Here is a 20,333-nt window from a genome sequence, read left to right as displayed (position 1 = left end):
TCTCCTTGATACTAACTGCATAATCTGTGCGCAGATTTGCATAGTCTTGCATTGCCTTCGCCGTTTGCACTCCGTAAAATCTGCCGCCTGTTTTTAGGGGATTCCGTTTCAAAGTTGGCTCATTGCCACGCGACACTCCAGCGGAATCGTCACCACCCAGCATACTCTGCTGTTTAGGATGGGCGTTTTGGATAAAAAATTAGGTCTTAGTGCGCTCACCGCGTTAGTACTCAGCTCTATGCTGGGCGCTGGCGTGTTCAGCCTGCCGCAAAATATGGCAGCGGTTGCCGGCCCGGCGGCGCTGCTGATCGGCTGGCTCATCACCGGCGTTGGCATCATCTTCCTGTCGCTCGCCATGCTGTTGCTGACGCGGCTGAAGCCGGAGTTGGATGGCGGCATCTTTACCTATGCGCGCGCCGGATTTGGCGAGCTGATGGGCTTCTGCTCGGCGTGGGGATATTGGCTGTGTGCGGTCATTGCCAACGTCTCTTATCTGGTGATTGTCTTCTCGGCGCTGAGTTTCTTTACCGACACGCCGGATCGCGTGGTGTTTGGTGATGGCAATACGTGGCAGGCGATGCTCGGCGCGTCGGTGCTGCTGTGGCTGGTGCATTGTCTGGTGCTGCGCGGCGTGCAAACTGCGGCCAGCATTAATGTGCTGGCGACCCTGGGAAAAATGGTGCCGCTGTTGCTGTTTGTGGTGCTGGCGCTGCTGGCATTCAACTACGATCGCTTCCGCTTTGATTTCAGCGGCGTGGAACTCGGTCAGCCGCTGTGGCAGCAGGTGAAGCAAACCATGCTGATCACCTTGTGGGTATTTATTGGTGTGGAAGGCGCGGTGGTGGTTTCTGCGCGTGCGCGTAATAAACAGGATGTCGGACGCGCCACGCTGATGGCGGTGCTGGCCGCGCTGCTGGTCTACTTGCTGGTTACGCTGCTGTCGTTAGGCGTGATTCCGCGTGCCGAGCTGGCGCAGATGCGCAATCCTTCTATGGCGGGTTTGATGAAGCATTTGCTCGGTCATTGGGGCGATGCGGTGATTGCGGTCGGATTGATTATTTCGGTGTGCGGCGCTTATCTGAGCTGGACGATTATGGCCGCTGAAGTGCCGTTCCTCGCCGCACAACAAGGTGCCTTCCCGCGCAGCATCGCGCGTCAGAACCGCCACAACTCCCCTTCTGCCTCGTTATGGCTCACCAACGGCAGCGTGCAGGTTTGCCTGATTTTGATCGCCTTAACCGGTGCGGATTACAACACGCTGCTGACCATCGCTTCAGAAATGATTTTGGTGCCCTATCTGCTGGTGGGTCTGTATCTGATTAAGGTAGTACGCGGGCAGAACAAACCCTGGGCGATGTTTACCGGCGTCGGTGCCAGCGCGTATGGCGTTTGGCTGCTGTATGCATCGGGTCCTTTGCATTTGCTGCTTTCAGTCGTGCTCTATGCGCCCGGATTGCTGCTGTTTCTGTACGCACGACGCGGCGGCCGTGGCGACAAAATGTTGTCACAGCTGGAGCGCATCGCGATTGTGTTGTTGATTGCGGCGTCACTGCCCGCGTTGTGGCAGCTAACGAATTAGTGCGGCTGGACGGGAATGGAAACGCACAGCAGGTCATCCTGCTGTGTCAGATTGAGCGGCTTACGGTATTCCTGATGAATAGCGTCAAGCTGCTCCGCTGACAGCGGATACGGCAGCTGAATATCAAAGCGGCTGATGTGTTGTTGTTCGGCCAGGGTTATCAAACGCGCGATATTAATCTCGTCGCTCACCTGTGTTGAAATGATTTGTAATGCTAATTCTTTCAGATGGTCGTCGCTGGCCTGAAGATTGTGCGCCGATTTACGCGTCACCATGCCAAAAATAGGCATCACGCCATAAATGGCATCGACAAAACTCCAGCGTTTTTTGCAGGAAGCGGAGAGAAAATCACTGTAATTGAAGCAGATGCGATCACTGTATCCGGCTGAAGCCAGCTCTTTATCAGACACTCTCGCACTCCTCCTGTTTTTCGTTACGGTTCCGAACCTTGCGCGACAACGCGCCGCTAATGATGGCACATTTCACGGTATACATACCAGTCACGCAGGGATATTTCGTGCGATAGCGTAGAGCTCAGGACCAGGAAAAGCTATGCTGCTGAGATTCTCATCCGTCACAGTGAATTATGAACAAAATCGTCTATGTGGAAGATGAGCCAGAAGTAGGCGAACTGATCGCCGCTTATCTTGGCCGCCACGATATTGAAGTTATTGTTGAAACGCGCGGTGACCGCGCCGAAGCCACCATCGCCCTGCACGATCCCGATTTAGTGATGCTGGATATCATGTTACCCGGCAAAGATGGCATGACATTGTGCCGCGATCTGCGTGCTAGCTGGCAAGGTCCGATTGTGCTGCTCACCTCGCTCGATAGCGACATGAACCACATTCTGTCGCTGGAGATGGGCGCTAACGATTACATCCTCAAAACCACGCCGCCGGCGGTGTTGCTGGCGCGCCTGCGTTTGCATCTGCGTCAGGCGCATGTCGGTCAGCCGGAAGTGACGCCCGCCCTACAAAGCTCACAACGCGTGCTGCGTTTTGGTTCCCTGACCATCGACTCGCTCAATCGTCAGGTGACGCTGTTTGAGGAAAATATTGTGCTATCCACCGCCGATTTCGATCTGCTGTGGGAACTGGCGAATCACGCCGGACAGATCCTCAATCGCGATGCGCTGCTGAAAACCCTGCGCGGCGTGACCTACGATGGCATGGATCGCAGCATCGACGTGGCGATTTCTCGCTTACGCAAAAAACTCTACGACAGCGCCACCGAGCCATTCCGCATTAAAACCATCCGTAACAAAGGCTATCTGTTCGCGCCGCAGGCCTGGGATACCCGTTCCGCATGAGAAAGCTCTTTATTCAATTCTATTTGCTGCTGTTCGTCTGTTTTCTGGTGATGACGCTGCTGGTTGGGCTGGTATACAAATTCACCGCCGAACGCGCCGGACGCCAGTCGATGAACGACTTGATGGCCAGCTCGCTTTTTTTGATGCGCAGCGAACTGCGCGAGATCCCACCGCGCGACTGGAGCAAAACCATTCGCAGCCTCGATCTTGACCTGTCGTTTGATCTGAATATTGAACCGATGAGCAAATATCAGCTGGGTGATGCAGACATGAAGCGCCTGCGCGCCGGGGAAATCGTGGCGATTGACGATCAGTACACCTTCTTACAGCATATTCCGCGCAGCCACTATGTGCTTTCCGTTGGCCCGATTCCGTATCTTTTCTATCTGCATCAGATGCGCATTCTGGATATCGCGCTGCTGGCATTTATCGGGATGTCGCTGGCGCTGCCGGTGTTTATCTGGCTGCGTCCGCACTGGCAAGAGATGCAGCGGCTAGAGAAAGCCGCGCAGCGTTTTGGCCGTGGCGAACTCGACGTGCGCACCCATTTTGAAAGCACCTCCAGCCTGCACAGTCTTGGCGTAGCGTTTAATCAGATGGCGGAGAACATCAACACGCTGGTTGCCAGCAAGAAACAGCTGATTGACGGCATCGCACACGAGTTGCGTACGCCGCTGGTGCGACTGCGCTACCGGCTGGAGATGAGCGATAACCTCACCGCCACGGAATCCGCCGCGCTGAACCGCGATGTGGGCCAGCTGGAGAGTTTGATTGAGGAGTTGCTGACGTATGCGCGCCTCGATCGTCCGCGCGTTGATCTTCATCTGCAATCCTTCGATCTGGCGCAATGGCTACGTGTACATATTGAAGACGTGCAAACCATGAATCCGCAGACGCAGATTGCGCTGGATATCCCGCAGCTGGAGAACGTCGGCAGCGCTGATACGCGCCTGATGGAGCGTGTGCTGGATAATCTGGTGAATAACGCCCTGCGCTATGCGCAACAGCGCCTGCGCGTCAGCTTATGGTTTGATGGCGCGCTGGGCTGTTTGCAGGTGGAAGACGACGGTCCGGGCATTCCGCAGGAAGAGCGCGCCCGCGTGTTCGAACCTTTTGTACGCCTCGATCCGAGCCGCGATCGCGCCACCGGCGGTTGTGGTTTGGGTCTGGCGATCGTGCACTCCATTGCGCTGGCCATGCAGGGAAAGGTCTCGATTGAGAGCAGCCCACTTGGCGGCGCCAGCGTTCGCTTTTGCTGGCCGGTTGATCTACCCTTGCGGGACATTGCGCCACGCTTACCGTCATAAGGAGCTTTTTACGTGACTTCAGCTTATCAAGAACTTAGCCGCACTTTTCAGCGTCTCTCCCGCTTTGGCCATTTAGGCGCCATTGCCGGTGTCGATATGCAAACCACCATGCCGCCGGGCGGCAGCCAGGCGCGCGGTGAAGCGATGGCCGAACTGAGTGTGTTCATGCACGAAGTGCTGACCGATAAACGCCTCGGCGGGCTGTTTGATGCCGCGCAGCAGGAATCATTGAATGATGTCGAGCAGGTTAACCTGAGCGAGATGCAGCGCGCCTGGCAGCAAGCGACGCTGCTGCCCGCCTCACTGGTTGAAGCCAAGTCGCTGGCCGGTTCGCGCTGTGAACACGCCTGGCGTCAACAGCGTCCGGCGAACGACTGGCAAGGTTTCTCCGCCAATCTGAAAGAAGTGGTCAAGCTGAGTCGTCAAGAGGCGCAGCTACGTGCCGATGCACTCGGCGTATCGCGCTACGACGCGCTGCTGGATGTGTTTGAGCCTGGCATGACCAGCGCGCAGCTGGATCAAACCTTTGGCGATCTGAAAAGCTGGTTGCCCGACCTGCTACAAAGAGCAGTGGCGAAGCAGCAGCAAACCCCGATCGCGCAGCCGGTGGGTCCGTTCGCTATCGAATCGCAGAAACAGCTCGGCCTGAGCGTGATGAAAACGCTGGGCTTCGATTTCAATCACGGCCGTTTAGATGTGAGTGCGCATCCGTTCTGCGGCGGCGTGCCGGAAGATGTGCGCATTACCACGCGTTACAACGAGAACGACTTCCTCAGCGCCATGATGGGCGTGATCCATGAAACCGGCCATGCGCGCTACGAGCAGAATTTGCCAAAACAGTGGCGCGGTCAGCCGGTGGCGCAAGCGCGTTCTACCGCAATTCATGAGTCACAAAGCCTGTTTATGGAGATGCAGCTGGGGCGCAGTAAAGCCTTCCTTCAGCATATTCATCCGCAGGTGGTGGCGCTGATGGGCGATCAGCCTGCGCTGACGTTAAACAACTTTATCCGTCAGGCGCAGTGCGTGAAGCCGGGCTTTATTCGTGTCGACGCTGATGAACTGAGTTATCCGGCGCACGTGATTTTACGTTACGAAATCGAGCGCGCGCTGATTGAAGGCGAGATTGAAGTTGAAGATATCCCGGCGCTGTGGGACGAGAAGATGCAGCAATCGTTGGGCATTGATACGTGTGGTAATTATCGCGATGGCTGCATGCAGGATATTCACTGGACCGACGGTGCGTTTGGCTATTTCCCAACCTACACCTTGGGTGCGATGTATGCAGCCCAGCTGTTTCAGGCGGTGAAACGTGCCATTCCGCAGGTTGAGACGCTGATCCAGCAAGGTGAGTTGCAGCCAGTGTTTGACTGGTTACAGCAGAACATCTGGCAGCACGGCAGCCGTTTCCCAACGCAGCAGCTGCTGATCAATGCCACCGGCGAAGCGCTGAATCCGCGCTATTTCCGTCAGCACCTTGAACAACGTTATCTCTCTGAGTAAACTGCGCGGCGGCCGATGCGGCCGCCCTTTTCACTTCCTTTACGCCGCTTTGTACAATCCGTTACACGCCGATACCAATGCCTCACGGAAAGCCTGAATTGTTTTTCATATAGTGTTTTCACCGGCCCCGCAGTGGGCTACACATGAAAAAATAGTTCGAGGATTTTGCAATGAAAAAATTATTTGCACTGGTGATCGCCGCTGCTATGGGTATGTCTTCTGTTGCTTTCGCTGCTGAGACCACAGCTGCTCCAGCAACGCCAGCAACCACTGCAGCGCCAGCGAAACACAAAGCAGTACATCATAAGAAACCTGCTGCTCAGAAAGCGCAGGCTGCTAAGAAGCACAAAAAAGTAGAGAAGAAAGCGCCAGCTGCACAGAAAGCTCAGGCCGCTAAAAAGCATCATAAAAAAGCAACCAAGCCAGCTGCACAGAAAGCCCAGGCTGCTAAAAAGCACCACAAAAAAGCAACCAAGCCAGCTGCACAGAAAGCCCAGGCTGCTAAAAAGCACCACAAAGCAACCAAACCAGCTGCACAGAAAGCTCAGGCTGCTAAAAAGCACCACAAAGTAACCAAGCCAGCTGCGCAGAAAGCTCAGGCTGCTAAAAAGCACCACAAAGTGAAAAAAGCAGCTAAATAAGATCGCTTTAGCGCCAACACCGTATTGATGATTGAAAACACCCGGTTATGCCGGGTGTTTATTTACTGGAGTAGCGAAAAATGGTGCGTCGCTATCGCTTCGAAATTATTCTGATTGTGATGATCCTCTGTGGCATAGTTGCAGCCAGCTTTTTTATCTAGTCGTTGTAGCGTGCTGATTACTCCAATATTTCTCCCTTTTTCACCGCTCACCGACTATAGTTATCGCTCAAGCGTGATGACAACAACTTCTACTTATTCTCGCCATTGAGAGAACTATGCGCCTGGCTATCCTGTTACTCGTTGGTCTTTTCAGTTTTACCCACACAGCACATGCCGATGATGAAGATGGGCCAAGCCCGGAAGACATCAAAACGTTGTTTTTTGGCAAAGATCATCGCCAGGCGATCAGCGACGTGAGCGCCGCGCCTTGGGATGCCATCGGTCAGTTAGAGACCGAAAGCGGTAACCTCTGCACTGCCACCTTGATTTCTGCCCATCTGGCGTTGACCGCCGGACACTGTTTATTGGCTCCGCCCGGCAAGTTTGATAAGCCGGTGGCGCTGCGTTTTATGGCCAGCGCGAAAGGTTGGCGCTACGAGATTCATGATATTGATGCGCGCGTTGAACCCTCTTTAGCGCGCCGGTTGCAGGCAGACGGCGAAGGCTGGATCGTGCCGCCGGGAGCCGCACCCTACGATTATGGGCTGGTTATTTTGCATAACCCGCCTTCCGGCATTGTGCCGATTCCATTGTTTGAGGGTTCGCGTGGCGATTTAACCGCCGCGTTGAAAACCACGCAACGTAAAGTGACGCAAGCCGGATATCCGGCCGATCATCTGGATACGCTCTATTCGCACAGCGATTGTTTAGTGACCGGTTGGGCACAGCGTGCAGTGTTGTCGCATCAGTGCGATACCTTGCCGGGCGACAGCGGTTCGCCGCTGCTGTTAAAGAACGGTGATGAGTGGCAGTTGATTGCGGTACAGAGTTCAGCACCCGCGCCGGCCGATCGTTACCGTGCCGATAACCGCGCGATTGCGGTGCCGTCCTTTAAAGATAAGCTGGAAGAGTTAGCTCAGTAATTCCGCCCTCTCAGGCAAAAAGGCGGGGCCGCTACGTAAAGTCGCCGTGGACCCATCCCTGGGGCCTCTGCACCGTCTTGCCGTTTTCTTCGAGAATTGTGCGATGTTAAAACCGCGCTGTTTCGTAGCGGCGCGATTTATCGCGCCATCTAACAATTAACTCAACTGCTCCATCGCCTGCAGAATACGCTTATCCGAAATTGGATAAGGCGTGCCCAGCTGCTGGGCGAAATAGCTAATTCGCAGCTCTTCCAGCATCCAGCGAATCGCCTGCACGTCGGCATCATCCTGACGCTGAGGCGGCAATTTATTCCGCCACGTCTGCCAGGCTTGCTCCACCGCCTGCACTTTCAGCATACGCGCACGATCGCTGTGAGGATCGACCGGCAGCTTCTCGAGACGACGCTCAATACCTTGCAGATAGCGCAGCGAATCACCAAGACGCGACCAGCCATTGCCGGTGACGAAACCGCGATACACCAGGCCATTCATTTGCGCTTTGATATCGCCTAACGCCAGCGCCAGCGACATATCCACGCGTCCTTTAAGGAACTTGTTGATATTGAACACGCAGGTCAGGATCTGTTCGACCTGTTTAGCGATGGTGACCACGGTTTCATTCAAATCAGCACGCACTTTGTCGCGCAGCTGTTCGAAGTTTTCCTGTTGCCACGCCGGGCCGCCCGCCTCCGCCATCAGCTTATCCACGCCGCAGGCGATACAGTCATCGATAAGTTCCAGCACTTTGCCGTAGGGATTGAAGTACAAACCGAGTTTGGCTTTGTTCGGTAGCTTCTCGTGCAGATACTTGGTTGGCGACGGAATGTTGAGCAGCAGCAGGCGACGCTGACCGCGCCACATCATTTTCTGCTGTTCCACTTCGCTATCGAACAGGCGAATCGCCACGCTGTCCTTTTCATCCACCAGCGCCGGCCAGGCTTTGACCTGATAGCTGCCGCGCTTCTGCTCGTAGCTTTGCGGCAAATCGCCAAAGCTCCAGATGTGCAAACCGCTCTGTTCCAGGCCATCATCCGCCACTTTCGACAGCGTTTCCTGCACTTTGCCTTTCAGCAGCAGCCGCAGCTGATGCAGATTTTTGCCTTCCTGCAGCTTACGGTTGTGTTCGTCAACTACACGAAAAGTCATTTTCAGGTGATCGGGCACCTGATCCCACTGCCAGGCTTCCCGGTCAATGGTGACGCCGGTCATGCGGCGGAATTCGCGTTCCAGCGCATCCAGCAACGGCAGTTCCATCGCCGTAACGCGGCCGAGAAACGCTTCGGCGTAGTTGGGCGCGGGTACCAGATTGCGGCGCACCGGCTTGGGCAGCGATTTGATCAGCGCGATAACCAGTTCGCGGCGCACGCCCGGAATTTGCCACTCAAAACCGGTCTCTTCGATTTGGTTCAGCAGCGGCAGCGGAATGTGCACCGTCACGCCATCGGCATCTGCGCCCGGTTCAAACTGATAGCTCAGTTTGAGTTTCAGGTTGCCTTGATGCCAGAAGTTGGGGTAATCGAGCTGGCTGACTTTGTCCGCGCCGTCTTTGATCAGCATTTGCTTATCAAAGCTCAGCAGATCCGGATTCTCTTTGCTGGCCTGCTTCCACCAGCTATCGAAATGGCGTGCAGACACCACGTCGCTGCCGATGCGGCGATCGTAGAAAGCGAACAGCGTTTCATCATCGACCAGAATGTCGCGACGACGCGATTTGTGCTCCAGATCTTCAATTTCGTTGCGCAGTTTCAGATTATTGCGGAAGAACGCGTGACGCGTCTGCCAATCGCCCTCCACCAGCGCATGACGGATAAACAGCTCGCGGCTCAGTTGCGGATCGATGCGGCTGTAATTAACCTTACGCGCCTGCACAATTGCCAGGCCGTAAAGCGTCACTTTTTCCGTCGCCATCACCGCGCCCTGTGCTTTTTCCCAGTGCGGTTCGCTGTAACTGCGTTTAATCAGATGCTGCGCCAGCGGTTCGATCCATTCCGGATCGATACGGGCGGCAACGCGGCCCCATAAACGGCTGGTTTCCACCAGTTCTGCCACCATGGTCCACTTCGGCGGCTTCTTGAACAGCCCGGAACCGGGGAAGATGGCGAAGCGCGCGTTGCGAGCGCCGGTAAACTCCTGCTTGTCGTTATCTTTCTGACCAATATGCGACAGCAAGCCGGTGAGCAAAGCGCAGTGCACTTCACGATACGGCGCAGGTTCGCTGTTGACCGGCATCCCCTGTTCCCGCACCACCTGACGCAGCTGCGTGTAGATATCCTGCCATTCACGCACGCGCAGATAGTTAAGGAACTCGGTTTTACACAAGCGACGGAAGTGATTGCTGGAGAGCGCTTTTTGCTGCTCCTGCAGGTAATTCCACAGATTGACGAAGGCGAGGAAATCAGACTCTTTATCCTCAAAACGACGATGTTTTTCGTCAGATGCCTGCTTTTTATCCGAAGGACGCTCGCGCGGGTCCTGAATCGATAGCGCCGCGGTGATGATCATCGCTTCGCGTACGCAGCCAAATTTTTGCGCTTCCAGCACCATGCGCGCCATACGCGGATCGACGGGCAACTGTGCGAGCTGGCGGCCCGAAGGCGTCAGCTTGTAGGTTTCGTCTTCACTCAGCGTGATTGCACCCAGCTCTTCCAGCAGGCGCACGCCATCCTGAACATTGCGCTTGTCCGGTGCTTCGACAAATGGGAAGGCCGCAATATCGCCCAGTCCCAGCGCGGTCATCTGCAGAATCACCGAGGCGAGGTTAGTACGCAGAATTTCGGGATCGGTAAATTCCGGGCGGCTGAGGAAATCATCCTCGGAATAGAGGCGAATACAGATACCTTCCGAAACGCGGCCGCAGCGCCCTTTTCGCTGATTAGCGGAAGCCTGCGAAATCGGCTCAATCGGCAAGCGCTGCACTTTAGTGCGGAAACTGTAGCGGCTGATACGTGCGGTGCCAGGATCGATAACATATTTGATGCCAGGCACGGTCAGCGAGGTTTCCGCCACGTTGGTCGCCAGCACGATGCGGCGTCCACTGTGCGACTGGAACACGCGGTTTTGCTCGGCGTTCGACAGGCGCGCATACAGCGGCAGAATCTCGGTGTGCGCAATATCGCGCTTCATCAGCGCATCGGCAGTATCGCGGATTTCGCGCTCGCCGCTCATAAAGATCAGGATATCGCCGCGGCTCTCTTGTCCCAGCTCATCGACCGCATCAAAAATCGCCTGCAGCTGATCGCGATCGGTGTCGTCAGCCTCTTCCACCATTGGGCGATAACGCACTTCGACCGGATACGTCCGGCCGGACACTTCAATCACCGGCGCATTGTGGAAATGGCGTGAGAAGCGCTGCGGATCGATGGTCGCTGACGTGATAATGACTTTTAAGTCAGGACGACGCGGCAACAGTTCGCGCAGATAGCCGAGCAGGAAATCGATGTTCAGACTGCGTTCGTGTGCTTCATCGATAATGATGGTGTCGTACTGCAGCAACAGGCGATCCTGCTGGATTTCCGCCAGCAGGATACCGTCGGTCATCAGCTTAACCTGGGTGGTTTCGCTCACCTGATCGTTAAAGCGCACCTTGTAACCGATGGTGCCGCCGAGCGAGGTTTCCAGCTCATCGGCAATGCGGTTGGCCACGGTGCGCGCCGCCAGACGACGCGGCTGAGTATGACCAATCAGCCCTTTAACCCCGCGCCCCAGCGCCAGGCAGATTTTCGGCAGCTGCGTGGTTTTACCCGATCCGGTTTCACCCGCAACGATCACCACCTGATGCTGACCGATCGCATCGGCAATGTCCTGCTGCTTCTGACTTACCGGCAGGTTGTCCGGGAAAGTGATGCGCGGTGTCGCCGCCGTGCGCTGCGCCAGGCGCTGCTCCGCCGCGACAAATTCCGGCTCCAGTTCAGCCACAATGCCCTGCTGCGCCGCAGGATTTTTCACCTTTGCAGCGCCCAGCAGTCGACGTCGCAGACGTTGACTGTCGCGCAGCGTCAGATTATCGAGCCGCGGCCAGAGGGAGGCTAAAGGTGAAGAGTCGGATGATGACATAGCGATGCGTACCTGTTGTTGCAGCGGGCAGATGATTTCCCGGCGGATTCAAGCAATTAATGGTCGGCATCATAGCACAATTTGGAACACCTGCCTGAACGGGACGTGCGAGGTTATTCAATTATTTCGAACATTGATCTCGAAATATTGCGCTTTTACCCCGCGGGCTAACTCCGTACAGTGTAAAGCATTGAGCGGTAAGCCAACCGCGTAACGCACAGGAAAATACCATGAGCAAAGTTTTAGTTCTGAAATCAAGCATCCTCGCTGGTTACTCTCAGTCAAATCAACTGGCTGACTTCTACGCTGACGAAGCACGCGCTAAAGGTGACTCGGTTACCGTACGTGATTTAGCCGCGCAGCCGATTCCGGTGCTGGATGGTGAGCTGGTTGGCGCGCTGCGCCCATCCGATGCCCCACTGTCACCACGTCAGCAGGAAGCGCTGTCTCTCTCCGATGAGCTGATTGCTGAACTGCAAGCCCATGACACCGTGGTTATTGCCGCACCCATGTACAACTTCAACATTCCAACTCAGTTGAAAAATTACTTCGATCTGATTGCCCGCGCTGGCGTGACCTTCCGTTACACCGAAGCAGGCCCGGAAGGTCTGGTGACCGGCAAACGTGCGGTGATTCTCTCCAGCCGTGGCGGCATCCATAAAGATACTGCCAGCGATCTGCTGACGCCATACGTGAAGCTGTTCCTCGGCTTCATCGGTATCACTGACGTGGAGTTCGTGTTCGCGGAAGGCATCGCTTATGGTCCAGAAGTGGCGACCAAAGCGGCTAACGATGCAAAAGACGCCATCAAACAAATCGTTGCTGCGTAATCATTTTTTTCGCATGATCAATGCCCGCCAGGCTTAACTGGCGGGCATTTTTTTTGCTGTTATTTTTCAGCACAGCGAAAGGAGATGAAGTGACACAACACAATCAATATGGTCAGCCTATCGGTTTTGCGCTACCCGACTGGCAACCCGCAATCTTCCCGCCCGCTGCTATTCTCACTGGCCGCTTTTGCCATCTCACACCGCTTCAACTCAATCACGCGCCTGCCCTGCTGACCTCCTTTTTGCTGGCACCCGACGATCGCGACTGGACCTGGCTTGGCGCATCGCAGCCGCAATCGTTAGCCGAGATGAACGATTGGATTGCTAACAAAATAGGTGACCGTGGATTGGTCAGTTATGCGGTGATCGATCAGGCTAATCAGCAAGCGGTTGGCGCGGTCTGTTTCGCCAATATCGACGTGCAGAACGGCGCGATTGAGATTGGCCATGTGACCTGGTCGCCGCTGATGCAGCGCAACGTATTGGGCTCTGAAGCGTTATATCTGCTGTTGCAGCAGGCCTTCGCGCTCGGTTATCGCCGCGTGGCTTGGCGTTGTGATTCCCTAAATCTGGCGTCCCGACGCGCAGCTGAACGTATCGGCTTTACCTTTGAAGGTCGTTTTCGTCAGGCCATGACGCGCAAACAGCGCAATCGCGATACCGATTGGTTATCGATCATTGATGGTGAATGGCCGCCGATTCAGCAGGCTTTAAGCCAATGGCTGGCGGTGGAGAATATGGATCAGCACGGACGCGAAAGGCAAAAGCTGCGCTGCTTTTTCTCCGCAAATTGACGTTGTCTATACTGACTCGCTGTTATCCACGCAATTGAAGAGGTACTCATGTCCAAGGTATTTATCATTGGCGGCGCAGGCAACATTGGCCGTCGTCTGGCATCACTGCTGGCCGCAAACGGGCACGTTGCGCGCCCGCTGTTTCGCAAAGCGGAACAGGAGCAGCCTTTGCGTGAACGGGGTGCTGAGCCGGTTAACGGCGACTTAACCGCGCTGGACGCAACATCGCTGGCCGCGCTGATGAAGGGCAGCGATGTGGTGGTCTTCACCGCTGGTGCCGGTGGCAAAGGCGGTGAAGAGATGACGAACGCCATTGATGGCAAAGGATTAACTACCGCAGTTGCTGCCGCGCAGCAGGCCGGCATCTCACGCTTTCTGCTGGTTTCGGCTTTCCCTGAAGCCGGCAGAAACAAAAACCTCTCCGCCAGCTTCGAAAACTACATGCGCGTGAAGAAAGCAGCAGATGTCGAGCTGGCGCAAAGCGATCTGGATTGGGTGATTTTACGCCCCGGCAGGCTAACGGATGAGCAAGGCCAAGGCCGGGTGCGTGCTGGTTTGGCCATCCCGTATGGCGATATTCCTCGCGATGACGTGGCGGCGACGCTGGCTGAAATCATCGATCAACCGGCGGTCAGCCGGGTGATCATTGAGTTAACCGGCGGTGAAGTGCCGGTGCATGAAGCAGTTAAGCAACTGGATAATTAAAAGAATTGTTCTTAAGTCCCCTTTCGTAGAGGCGTTAATTATTCCGCCTGAGGCACATATGCTCCAGGCGGAATTCACATACAACGCTAATCGAGTATCTCTTGGCCATCAATAATAGCCAGTACACTATCGAGGTAGGCCTTACTCATTTTGCTTTCGGTAGCTTCCCTTAGGTATTTGGGAATACGTTCTACAAACTCCGATCGCGAAAGAGGCTGGTGCTCAACCAAAGCCTCGATCATGGCAGGCCTAAGTAACTTGCTTTCATCCGCTATGAATGGGTTTTCTACATCAATGACTTCTCGAGCAAACCGCTCAAGCCGTATTTTAAGGGGCTCCATGACATCGCTGTAATCAGCCAGATCGGTACAGCTTTCTCTTTCTTCTGCAACTAACTCTGCAATCGCCTCTTCTTCGGAATAATCGTTTTTGTCGATAAGCGTTTTCAACTGATTTAATTCACGAATAATTGGATCTAAGATTTCATTTGGATTACTAAACCAATCAGTTGACCAAATACGACGAATTCTCCAGCCCAGTCCTTCCAAAACATCCTGCCGCAGGCGGTCACGATCTCGAGCCGATTTTGCTGAGTGGTATGTTGCACCATCGCACTCAATCCCCATGAGATAGCGCCCATGCTTGCCAGGATCTCGCACAGCGATATCAATAAAGAAGCCTGCCACACCTACCTGAGGTTCGCAGCTAAAGCCCGCGTGCTCGAGCGCATTAATAACAGCAACTTCGAAATCACTGTCTGGGGCTTTCCCTGTGGATTGACCGAGTCCGTCCATATTGCCTTTTTCAGCAAAGTGCAGGAATCCGCGCAGCGCTTGCACACCTCGCTTAGACGTTTCATTTAGAAGCACATCTTCCGAGCGCATTGAGCTAAACACATGCATACGCTTTTTAGAGCGCGTGAAAAGCACGTTTAATCGACGCCAACCGACATCTGAGTTTATCGGGCCAAAGCGTTGATAAACTTTGCCATCGGTCTCACCCGGCCCATAAGTGAAGGAAATGAAAATGACATCGCGCTCATCACCTTGCACGTTTTCAAGATTTTTAACGAACAGTGCATCACTTTTAATTCTCAGGCGGTCGATGGCAACGTTTACCTGTGCATCCTCACGGCACATTTCGTCAATGGCACGCTCAATCTGTTCACGCTGCTTAGAGTTCATCGCAACAATACCTAGTGACTCATCAGGTGACTGGATTGCATGTAGGGCAACCGCCTTAGCAATGACGCGAGCTTCTTCAATGTTTTGCTGATTAACGAAGCGGCCGTTTTGGACGAAGCTAAATTTAACGCCAAACTCTGGTGCCTTAGCGTTCGGCGAAGGGAACACAACTAAATCACTGTTATAAAAATGGCGATTAGAATAGGCAATTAGGCTTTCGTGTTTTGATCGGTAGTGCCATCGCAGGCGACGCATTTTGAAAAGCGGCAGAGAGGCATCTAGGATACTGTCTGTCTGGCTTACAGCCGCAGTGTCTTCATCGTCATCATCAATGCCTGCGCGATCGAAGAAACTCGTTGGAGGAAGCTGTTTGGGATCGCCAACTACAACAATCTGCTTTCCACGAGCAATAACTCCTAACGCATCTTCAGGTTTAACCTGTGACGCTTCATCCATCACAACCAGATCAAACTCTATATCACCAGGTTCAAGATAGTTAGCCGCAGACATAGGCCCCATCATAAAACACGGTTTCAGCTGAAGTAGCGCCTGGCCAGCACGGTTAATCAGCTGCCGAATTGGAATATGTCGCGTCTTCTTACCTGCCTCGTTACGGATTAGAGCTAACTCCGTGTAATCAGTTTTTCGCCCCCCGGCTGAGCCCTGAGGAACTGGGTTACTGGCGATAATAGCCGCAATGCGCTCACGCTGCAGTTTCTGTAACGCTTTGTCATAATCCCGGAATTGTTTTTGCAGTGCGCTACGGCTATTGCCTGAAGTACGAAGCAAATGTGGACGCTCCGAAGCCACTTCACGTGCTAGCTGGTCATAGACCGCCACCTGTAATCCAGCATCACTAAGCTCAATCGCGAGCGTATGGTTCATGACTACATCACGAATACGCTGCAGTCCACTTTTCTCTATTTCTTTCGATCTGCGTATGAAGTTAAGCCAGCCATTGAGCCATCGAGGCTTATTAATGGCATCTTTATTACGCCCAATCAGCGCATCAAGGCTGTTGCCGCTTTTTTGATACCATTCGGCCAATGTTAGTTGTGTCTCACCTACAAAGTTATCCTGAGCATCAACATGCGCTTGCCACACGCGCTGAAGAGAGACTAATTCAGACTGTAAATTGCGATAAGCATCACCACCGTTGAGTTTTTTAATGCAGCGAGCCAGATCGGTACTATGAATTTTATCGCGTAACTGTTCGGTAAACGTGATGGTTTCATTAATAACTTTTAAAGGATATGCGTTATTTTTATTCACGCCTAAAACGATTTCACCAGCAGCGGCAAAGATTTCGGCGGGCAGTGTATTATCGATTAAAGCACGCTGCCGAATATGTAACTGCTTCAGGATTGAAATTTTTTCACTTACCGTATTCAGCGTAAGCTGCTCAGCCGTAAACCATTGTTGAATCGGTACTAGCGCCTCTTTAAGCTTTGTAATAATCGGTGTAAATAAGTTCATCTCGCCGGCCAGCAACTGATCATTACCCACAATCAACATGCCCGATGAAAACGTCCGTTCGTGCTCTTTAAGGCGGGCAAGATGCAGAGAGATTTGTGCGTCTGCTCCCTGCTGTTTTAAATGCTGAATGCCTCTAAAAATCTGGCCGTCTAACGTGAGCAATGCACTGCCAATCGCAACATTAGTTCCGAATCCTATACCCCAGGCTTTGCGCACGTTGCAATACCAATCACGGATTTGCCTCAGGTGATCCGTATTCGTATCAAGCCCTAGGTAAAGCTCTCCTAAAAGTTGGTTGAAGTTTCGACTTTCAAGCTCAGCCAGCTCTTGCGCATACTGGCGAAGTTTAGGTAACTCATCACTCAGTGTTTTCCATTTGGCGGTGGAGTCGGTAGATAATCCAATAAGCGTATTTTTTGCCTGGCGCCAGGTACTACTCAATCTACTCAGCAATCCAGAGTCATGTAAGCTAATTTCTATATTTTTTAGCTGTTCATCATCTGTGACTCGGCTTAAAACAAAGCGTGGTTTGAGCTGGTCACGCAATATCTGCAATGATGCCAGACGCTGATATAAGTCACTGAGTACCGAATCAATGCTGTCATCATCAAATCTGTCGTGTCTGAATTTGACTAAATCGGCTGGTAGCGCAGAGGCGATATCAATAAAGGTGATAACCTGGCTAAATCCTTGGGCAGTAGCTGGAAACTTTTGAGCAACTATTGGAGGCAACGCTTCGAGTAGTGCAGATAAGCCCGCACTATCGGACTCAAAATCTTCGTACAGTTGTTCAAGCCCCCGGATTAAGCGCACAACATCAGCAAGTGTAATTGTACCTTCAAGGCCAAACGTTACTGCAATATCGGGTAAGTCTTTAACGGCAGCATCCTCTTCAAGAAAATGCAATTTTTCAGTGGCAACAAAACCAGCTAGTTGAACATAGTCGGCTTGAACTTCGTCGTAATTAATTAACCATTTTTTCAGTTGTTCAATACTGTGTTCATCGAGTTTTTTATAAGCGTCAAACTCGATGTTGTCAGAAAGCTGCGGTAGTTGTACGGTTAATTCAATTAGTTGAGTCTGCCAGCAGAGATCATCATAGCTTGTTGAGGAAATTGAATGTTTTTGTAGAAAATCAGAAAGTGCCTCCTGCCAGGAAAATAGCGCGGCATTCCATTCACTCAGCAATGCAACGATCCTATCGCAATCGAATAGCGGGATGTCAATATTGTTGACGCCATACCACGGGTGTTCGGCCAATTCAGCTTGCTCGCCGACTTGCAGGCGAAACTCGACCACGACGTCTTTAAACTGTTTAATTTGATCTCGCAGTCTCAACTGTGAAACACGATCAAAGGTCTGTCCCGAAAAGTTTTCAATATGTAGAAGCGTGGGTTCAATACCCAATTCGCGTCGATAGCGCGTTGCCCCCGTAAGGATTTGGTGAATCGTCAGGCCTGTATTTTTCCATCCTTGATTGATTTCCTGGGCGTAACTGTTTAACTGGTTTTTTAGGTCTTCATAACGTGATATCTCTGCATCAATTTGTGCAGGAGATTGCTGCAATGCTGGATTAAGCAATCGCTTCTGAATATCTTCTATTACCTTACGCTTGTGGGACTTATGGCTATGTAACTCAAGACAAAAATCGCCCAATCCAGCCTTATCAAGGCGATGTTTTACCACCTCTAAAGCCGCAAGTTTTTCAGCAACAAAGAGAACTTTCTTACCGTTCAGCATTGCTGCAGCGATCAGGTTTGTGATCGTCTGAGATTTGCCCGTCCCAGGTGGACCTTCAATGACAAGATTTTCTCCATTAACGGAGTCGATAAGTGCACTATGCTGGGAACTGTCAGCGTCATAAATCAAAGGGAATTTTTCATGAATATCGCTGAAATTATCAATCGAATACTCATTTGACCCGCCGGAGGTGTAGTCCGGAACATCTCCAGCTTGTGAGGTGAAAAGTCGTTTGATAATTTCGTGGTTTAGTAGATTCTTGCTGCCTTGCGGCCAACGGTCAGGGTCGAGATCGAGATACATTAGCATCTTGCTGAAGTTCAGCAGACTTAACGCGCCATAACGACGAACAGACCAACGTGGTTTACTTTTCTCTATGATCGCCTGGATTTGTTGGAAGTAGGTTTCAGGCAACATGTCATCACTTAGATTAGGTAGCGCAATACCAAAATCACCCTGAAGTTTTTGCTGCAAAGAAAGATTTGGCAGAATATCTTCACCTGTGTACCGCAAATGATATCGGTAAAGACCTGCCTGCGGGTCAAGTTTGCCTTTTTCCAAAGTAACAGGAATAGTGAAAAGAGGCGCCAGCCTCGGCTTATCGGAATCCTCACTTTCAAACCATTCTAAAAATCCCAAAGCAAGATAAAGAATTCCAGCTCCAGTTTCCTCAATCGCAACTTGGGCTTTGCCATGCAATGAGCGCAACATGGCCTCAAGCTCTGAAGGATAATAAAGTGTCTGAATTTGAGTATCAGTTAGGGATGCACGTATAGAAGGGGTGCGAAGCGGCTTTCCCGCTTTTGCATCGCGTTCGAATTCACCTAAATCTTTATAACCGAGTTGCATAAGTGTAGCGATCAGTCGCTCAGCTGGTGGCTCAGACTGCAATGCGTTATTCCATGCCCCCGGTCGAGATGTAGCATTATCTTTCAGTGAATCAAGAATATCCTGCCAGGCTTTGACCACCTGTTGGTAATCTTCAGCAGACACATTGTCTTTTGGTTGGCTCAGCAATTCATAGCTTGTATTAATGCCTAATTTTGCCGCCCAGCTCTTGGCATCAGGCATCGACTTTTTATTTTTCTCATCTGTCAAATCTTGGTTTTTATCAAGAAAGCCAAACTTTTGGAGCTGATGTCTTGAAGGGTCTGGAACGCCTGCAAACTGCATAGGCTCTTCCGAAATCAAGGTTCTAAAAAGCTGATCGGGTAACTCATCAACAATCCGTAATGAAGAATGTTTTTGAGCGACCGGGAAATTTAGCAGCCTGTTGCGTGAAGTTAAATCCAGTAACTTGCGCCGCATATCCTCAAGTGATTTGAGAATATAAGCTTGTGAACTGTCATCTTCTGATGAAGAGTACTCTGCCATAACATGCCTTAAAGTTTTAAATTAAAGTAATTAACTAAATCGCGCATCACACCCGGGCGGAGTCTGTCCGGAGTGTGGGGCAAGTTGATTGATGCTTCACGCGAACTCGTAATTCAGAGATTATGATTACATTTTATGTTGTGTTAAATAATTAAGTCTCTCAAGACAATTCAAGATTTTGTCTTATCACATAGTCAGTAAGCATCAGAATGGCGAAAATCATACACTGAGCACTTTGGAAAACAAGGGCCAGTTGATTAAGAATGCTTAACTTATATTGAATTTTTGGCAAATCAATTAGTCATTTATTTCAACCAGCAGGTAACGCATAACAGCTACACATTTACTTCACTTTATATATTCGTTAACCCAAGCCCTACTATGCGTAAAAAACGGCCTTTGCCCGGCAGCCGCTGTAAAAACAAGTCGCTTTACTTACGCAGCCACTGCCCATTGATGCCGCGCACATACTCGCCGCTACCTGCGCGGTTCACCAGCTTTTCGCCGGCGATGCGCGCCACTTCGCTGGCAGTCAGGTTATTTTGCTGCGCCACGCGCTGATATTGCTGCAGGCGGCCATCGTTGATGCGCTTGACCAGCGCCAGCGTTTCTTCGTCCTGCTGACGCGCCGCCACATAGCCGCTGAGCGTTTCGCCCACGCGCCCCTGTTGACGCGCCTCATCCAGCGTGAGCGCCCAGGCAGACGGCATCAGCAGCAGCGCCACAAGCAGCGCGATCCCCTTGCGTTTCATCA

Annotated in this window: 13 protein-coding genes; 9 read left to right on the top strand and 4 right to left on the bottom strand. The window is 52.4% G+C overall.

Annotated elements, in window-relative coordinates; translation table 11 throughout:
- Positions 1–187: 187 nt before the first annotated feature.
- Positions 188–1,579 carry an amino acid permease gene (locus ACFQW4_RS09570; RefSeq protein ID WP_377725009.1) on the top strand — a complete coding sequence of 464 codons (1,392 nt, stop codon included), beginning with the start codon at positions 188–190 and terminating at the stop codon, positions 1,577–1,579.
- Here the strand turns inward: ACFQW4_RS09570 and ACFQW4_RS09565 are convergent.
- Positions 1,576–1,989, bottom strand: coding sequence for a hypothetical protein (locus ACFQW4_RS09565; protein WP_008106403.1), 414 nt, complete (start codon positions 1,987–1,989; stop codon positions 1,576–1,578). The genes ACFQW4_RS09570 and ACFQW4_RS09565 overlap by 4 nt on opposite strands.
- A 176-nt stretch (positions 1,990–2,165) precedes the next feature.
- On the opposite strand from ACFQW4_RS09565, the gene rstA reads away from it, so the two are divergent.
- The 5 genes from rstA to ACFQW4_RS09540 all read left to right on the top strand — a co-directional run bounded on the left by rstA (position 2,166) and on the right by ACFQW4_RS09540 (position 7,423).
- Positions 2,166–2,891 carry a two-component system response regulator RstA gene (rstA, locus tag ACFQW4_RS09560; RefSeq protein ID WP_176971912.1) on the top strand — a complete coding sequence of 242 codons (726 nt, stop codon included), beginning with the start codon at positions 2,166–2,168 and terminating at the stop codon, positions 2,889–2,891.
- On the top strand, positions 2,888–4,198 hold the full coding sequence (gene rstB, locus ACFQW4_RS09555) for a two-component system sensor histidine kinase RstB (protein WP_350260658.1): 1,311 nt from the start codon (positions 2,888–2,890) through the stop codon (positions 4,196–4,198). The genes rstA and rstB overlap by 4 nt, the downstream gene beginning before the upstream one ends.
- 12 nt (positions 4,199–4,210) lie before the next feature.
- Positions 4,211–5,698, top strand: coding sequence for a carboxypeptidase M32 (locus ACFQW4_RS09550; protein ID WP_377725006.1), 1,488 nt, complete (start codon positions 4,211–4,213; stop codon positions 5,696–5,698).
- A 170-nt stretch (positions 5,699–5,868) separates the two neighbouring features.
- Positions 5,869–6,339 (top strand): acid resistance repetitive basic protein Asr, encoded by a 471-nt coding sequence (gene asr, locus ACFQW4_RS09545; protein WP_007888004.1) that lies wholly within the window; start codon positions 5,869–5,871, stop codon positions 6,337–6,339.
- Positions 6,340–6,616: 277 nt separating this feature from the next.
- Positions 6,617–7,423 (top strand): serine protease, encoded by an 807-nt coding sequence (locus ACFQW4_RS09540; protein WP_137385851.1) that lies wholly within the window; start codon positions 6,617–6,619, stop codon positions 7,421–7,423.
- 156 nt (positions 7,424–7,579) lie between these two features.
- Here the strand turns inward: ACFQW4_RS09540 and hrpA are convergent, their stop codons facing one another.
- Complete coding sequence (gene hrpA / locus ACFQW4_RS09535; protein ID WP_377725003.1) at positions 7,580–11,476, bottom strand: ATP-dependent RNA helicase HrpA; 3,897 nt, start codon at positions 11,474–11,476, stop codon at positions 7,580–7,582.
- A gap of 230 nt (positions 11,477–11,706) precedes the next feature.
- On the opposite strand from hrpA, the gene ACFQW4_RS09530 reads away from it, so the two are divergent.
- From ACFQW4_RS09530 to ACFQW4_RS09520, 3 genes are all read left to right on the top strand, one after another.
- Positions 11,707–12,306 (top strand): FMN-dependent NADH-azoreductase, encoded by a 600-nt coding sequence (locus ACFQW4_RS09530; protein WP_110866220.1) that lies wholly within the window; start codon positions 11,707–11,709, stop codon positions 12,304–12,306.
- 89 nt (positions 12,307–12,395) lie between these two features.
- Positions 12,396–13,100: a GNAT family protein gene (locus ACFQW4_RS09525; RefSeq protein WP_350260660.1), complete on the top strand. Its 705-nt coding sequence runs from the start codon at positions 12,396–12,398 to the stop codon at positions 13,098–13,100.
- Between the two features lie 48 nt (positions 13,101–13,148).
- Positions 13,149–13,805 carry an NAD(P)H-binding protein gene (locus ACFQW4_RS09520; protein WP_377725000.1) on the top strand — a complete coding sequence of 219 codons (657 nt, stop codon included), beginning with the start codon at positions 13,149–13,151 and terminating at the stop codon, positions 13,803–13,805.
- 86 nt (positions 13,806–13,891) lie between these two features.
- Here ACFQW4_RS09520 and hhe read toward each other — a convergent pair whose 3' ends face one another.
- The gene (gene hhe, locus ACFQW4_RS09515; RefSeq protein ID WP_377724998.1) at positions 13,892–19,579 is read right to left on the bottom strand and encodes a DUF4011 domain-containing anti-phage protein Hhe; all 5,688 of its coding nucleotides are present in this window, start codon (positions 19,577–19,579) and stop codon (positions 13,892–13,894) included.
- A 431-nt stretch (positions 19,580–20,010) separates the two neighbouring features.
- Entirely contained in the window at positions 20,011–20,331 is a 321-nt protein-coding gene (locus tag ACFQW4_RS09510) for a YdbL family protein (protein WP_277974925.1), read from the bottom strand.
- Between the last annotated feature and the right edge of the window lie 2 nt (positions 20,332–20,333).

It is taken from the genome of Pantoea sp. GCM10028869 (genome assembly GCF_042666835.1).
GTDB lineage: Bacteria > Pseudomonadota > Gammaproteobacteria > Enterobacterales > Enterobacteriaceae > Pantoea > Pantoea leporis.
The sequence above is the reverse complement of the archived record's forward strand: the minus strand, read 5'-3'. Positions and strand labels throughout refer to the sequence as shown.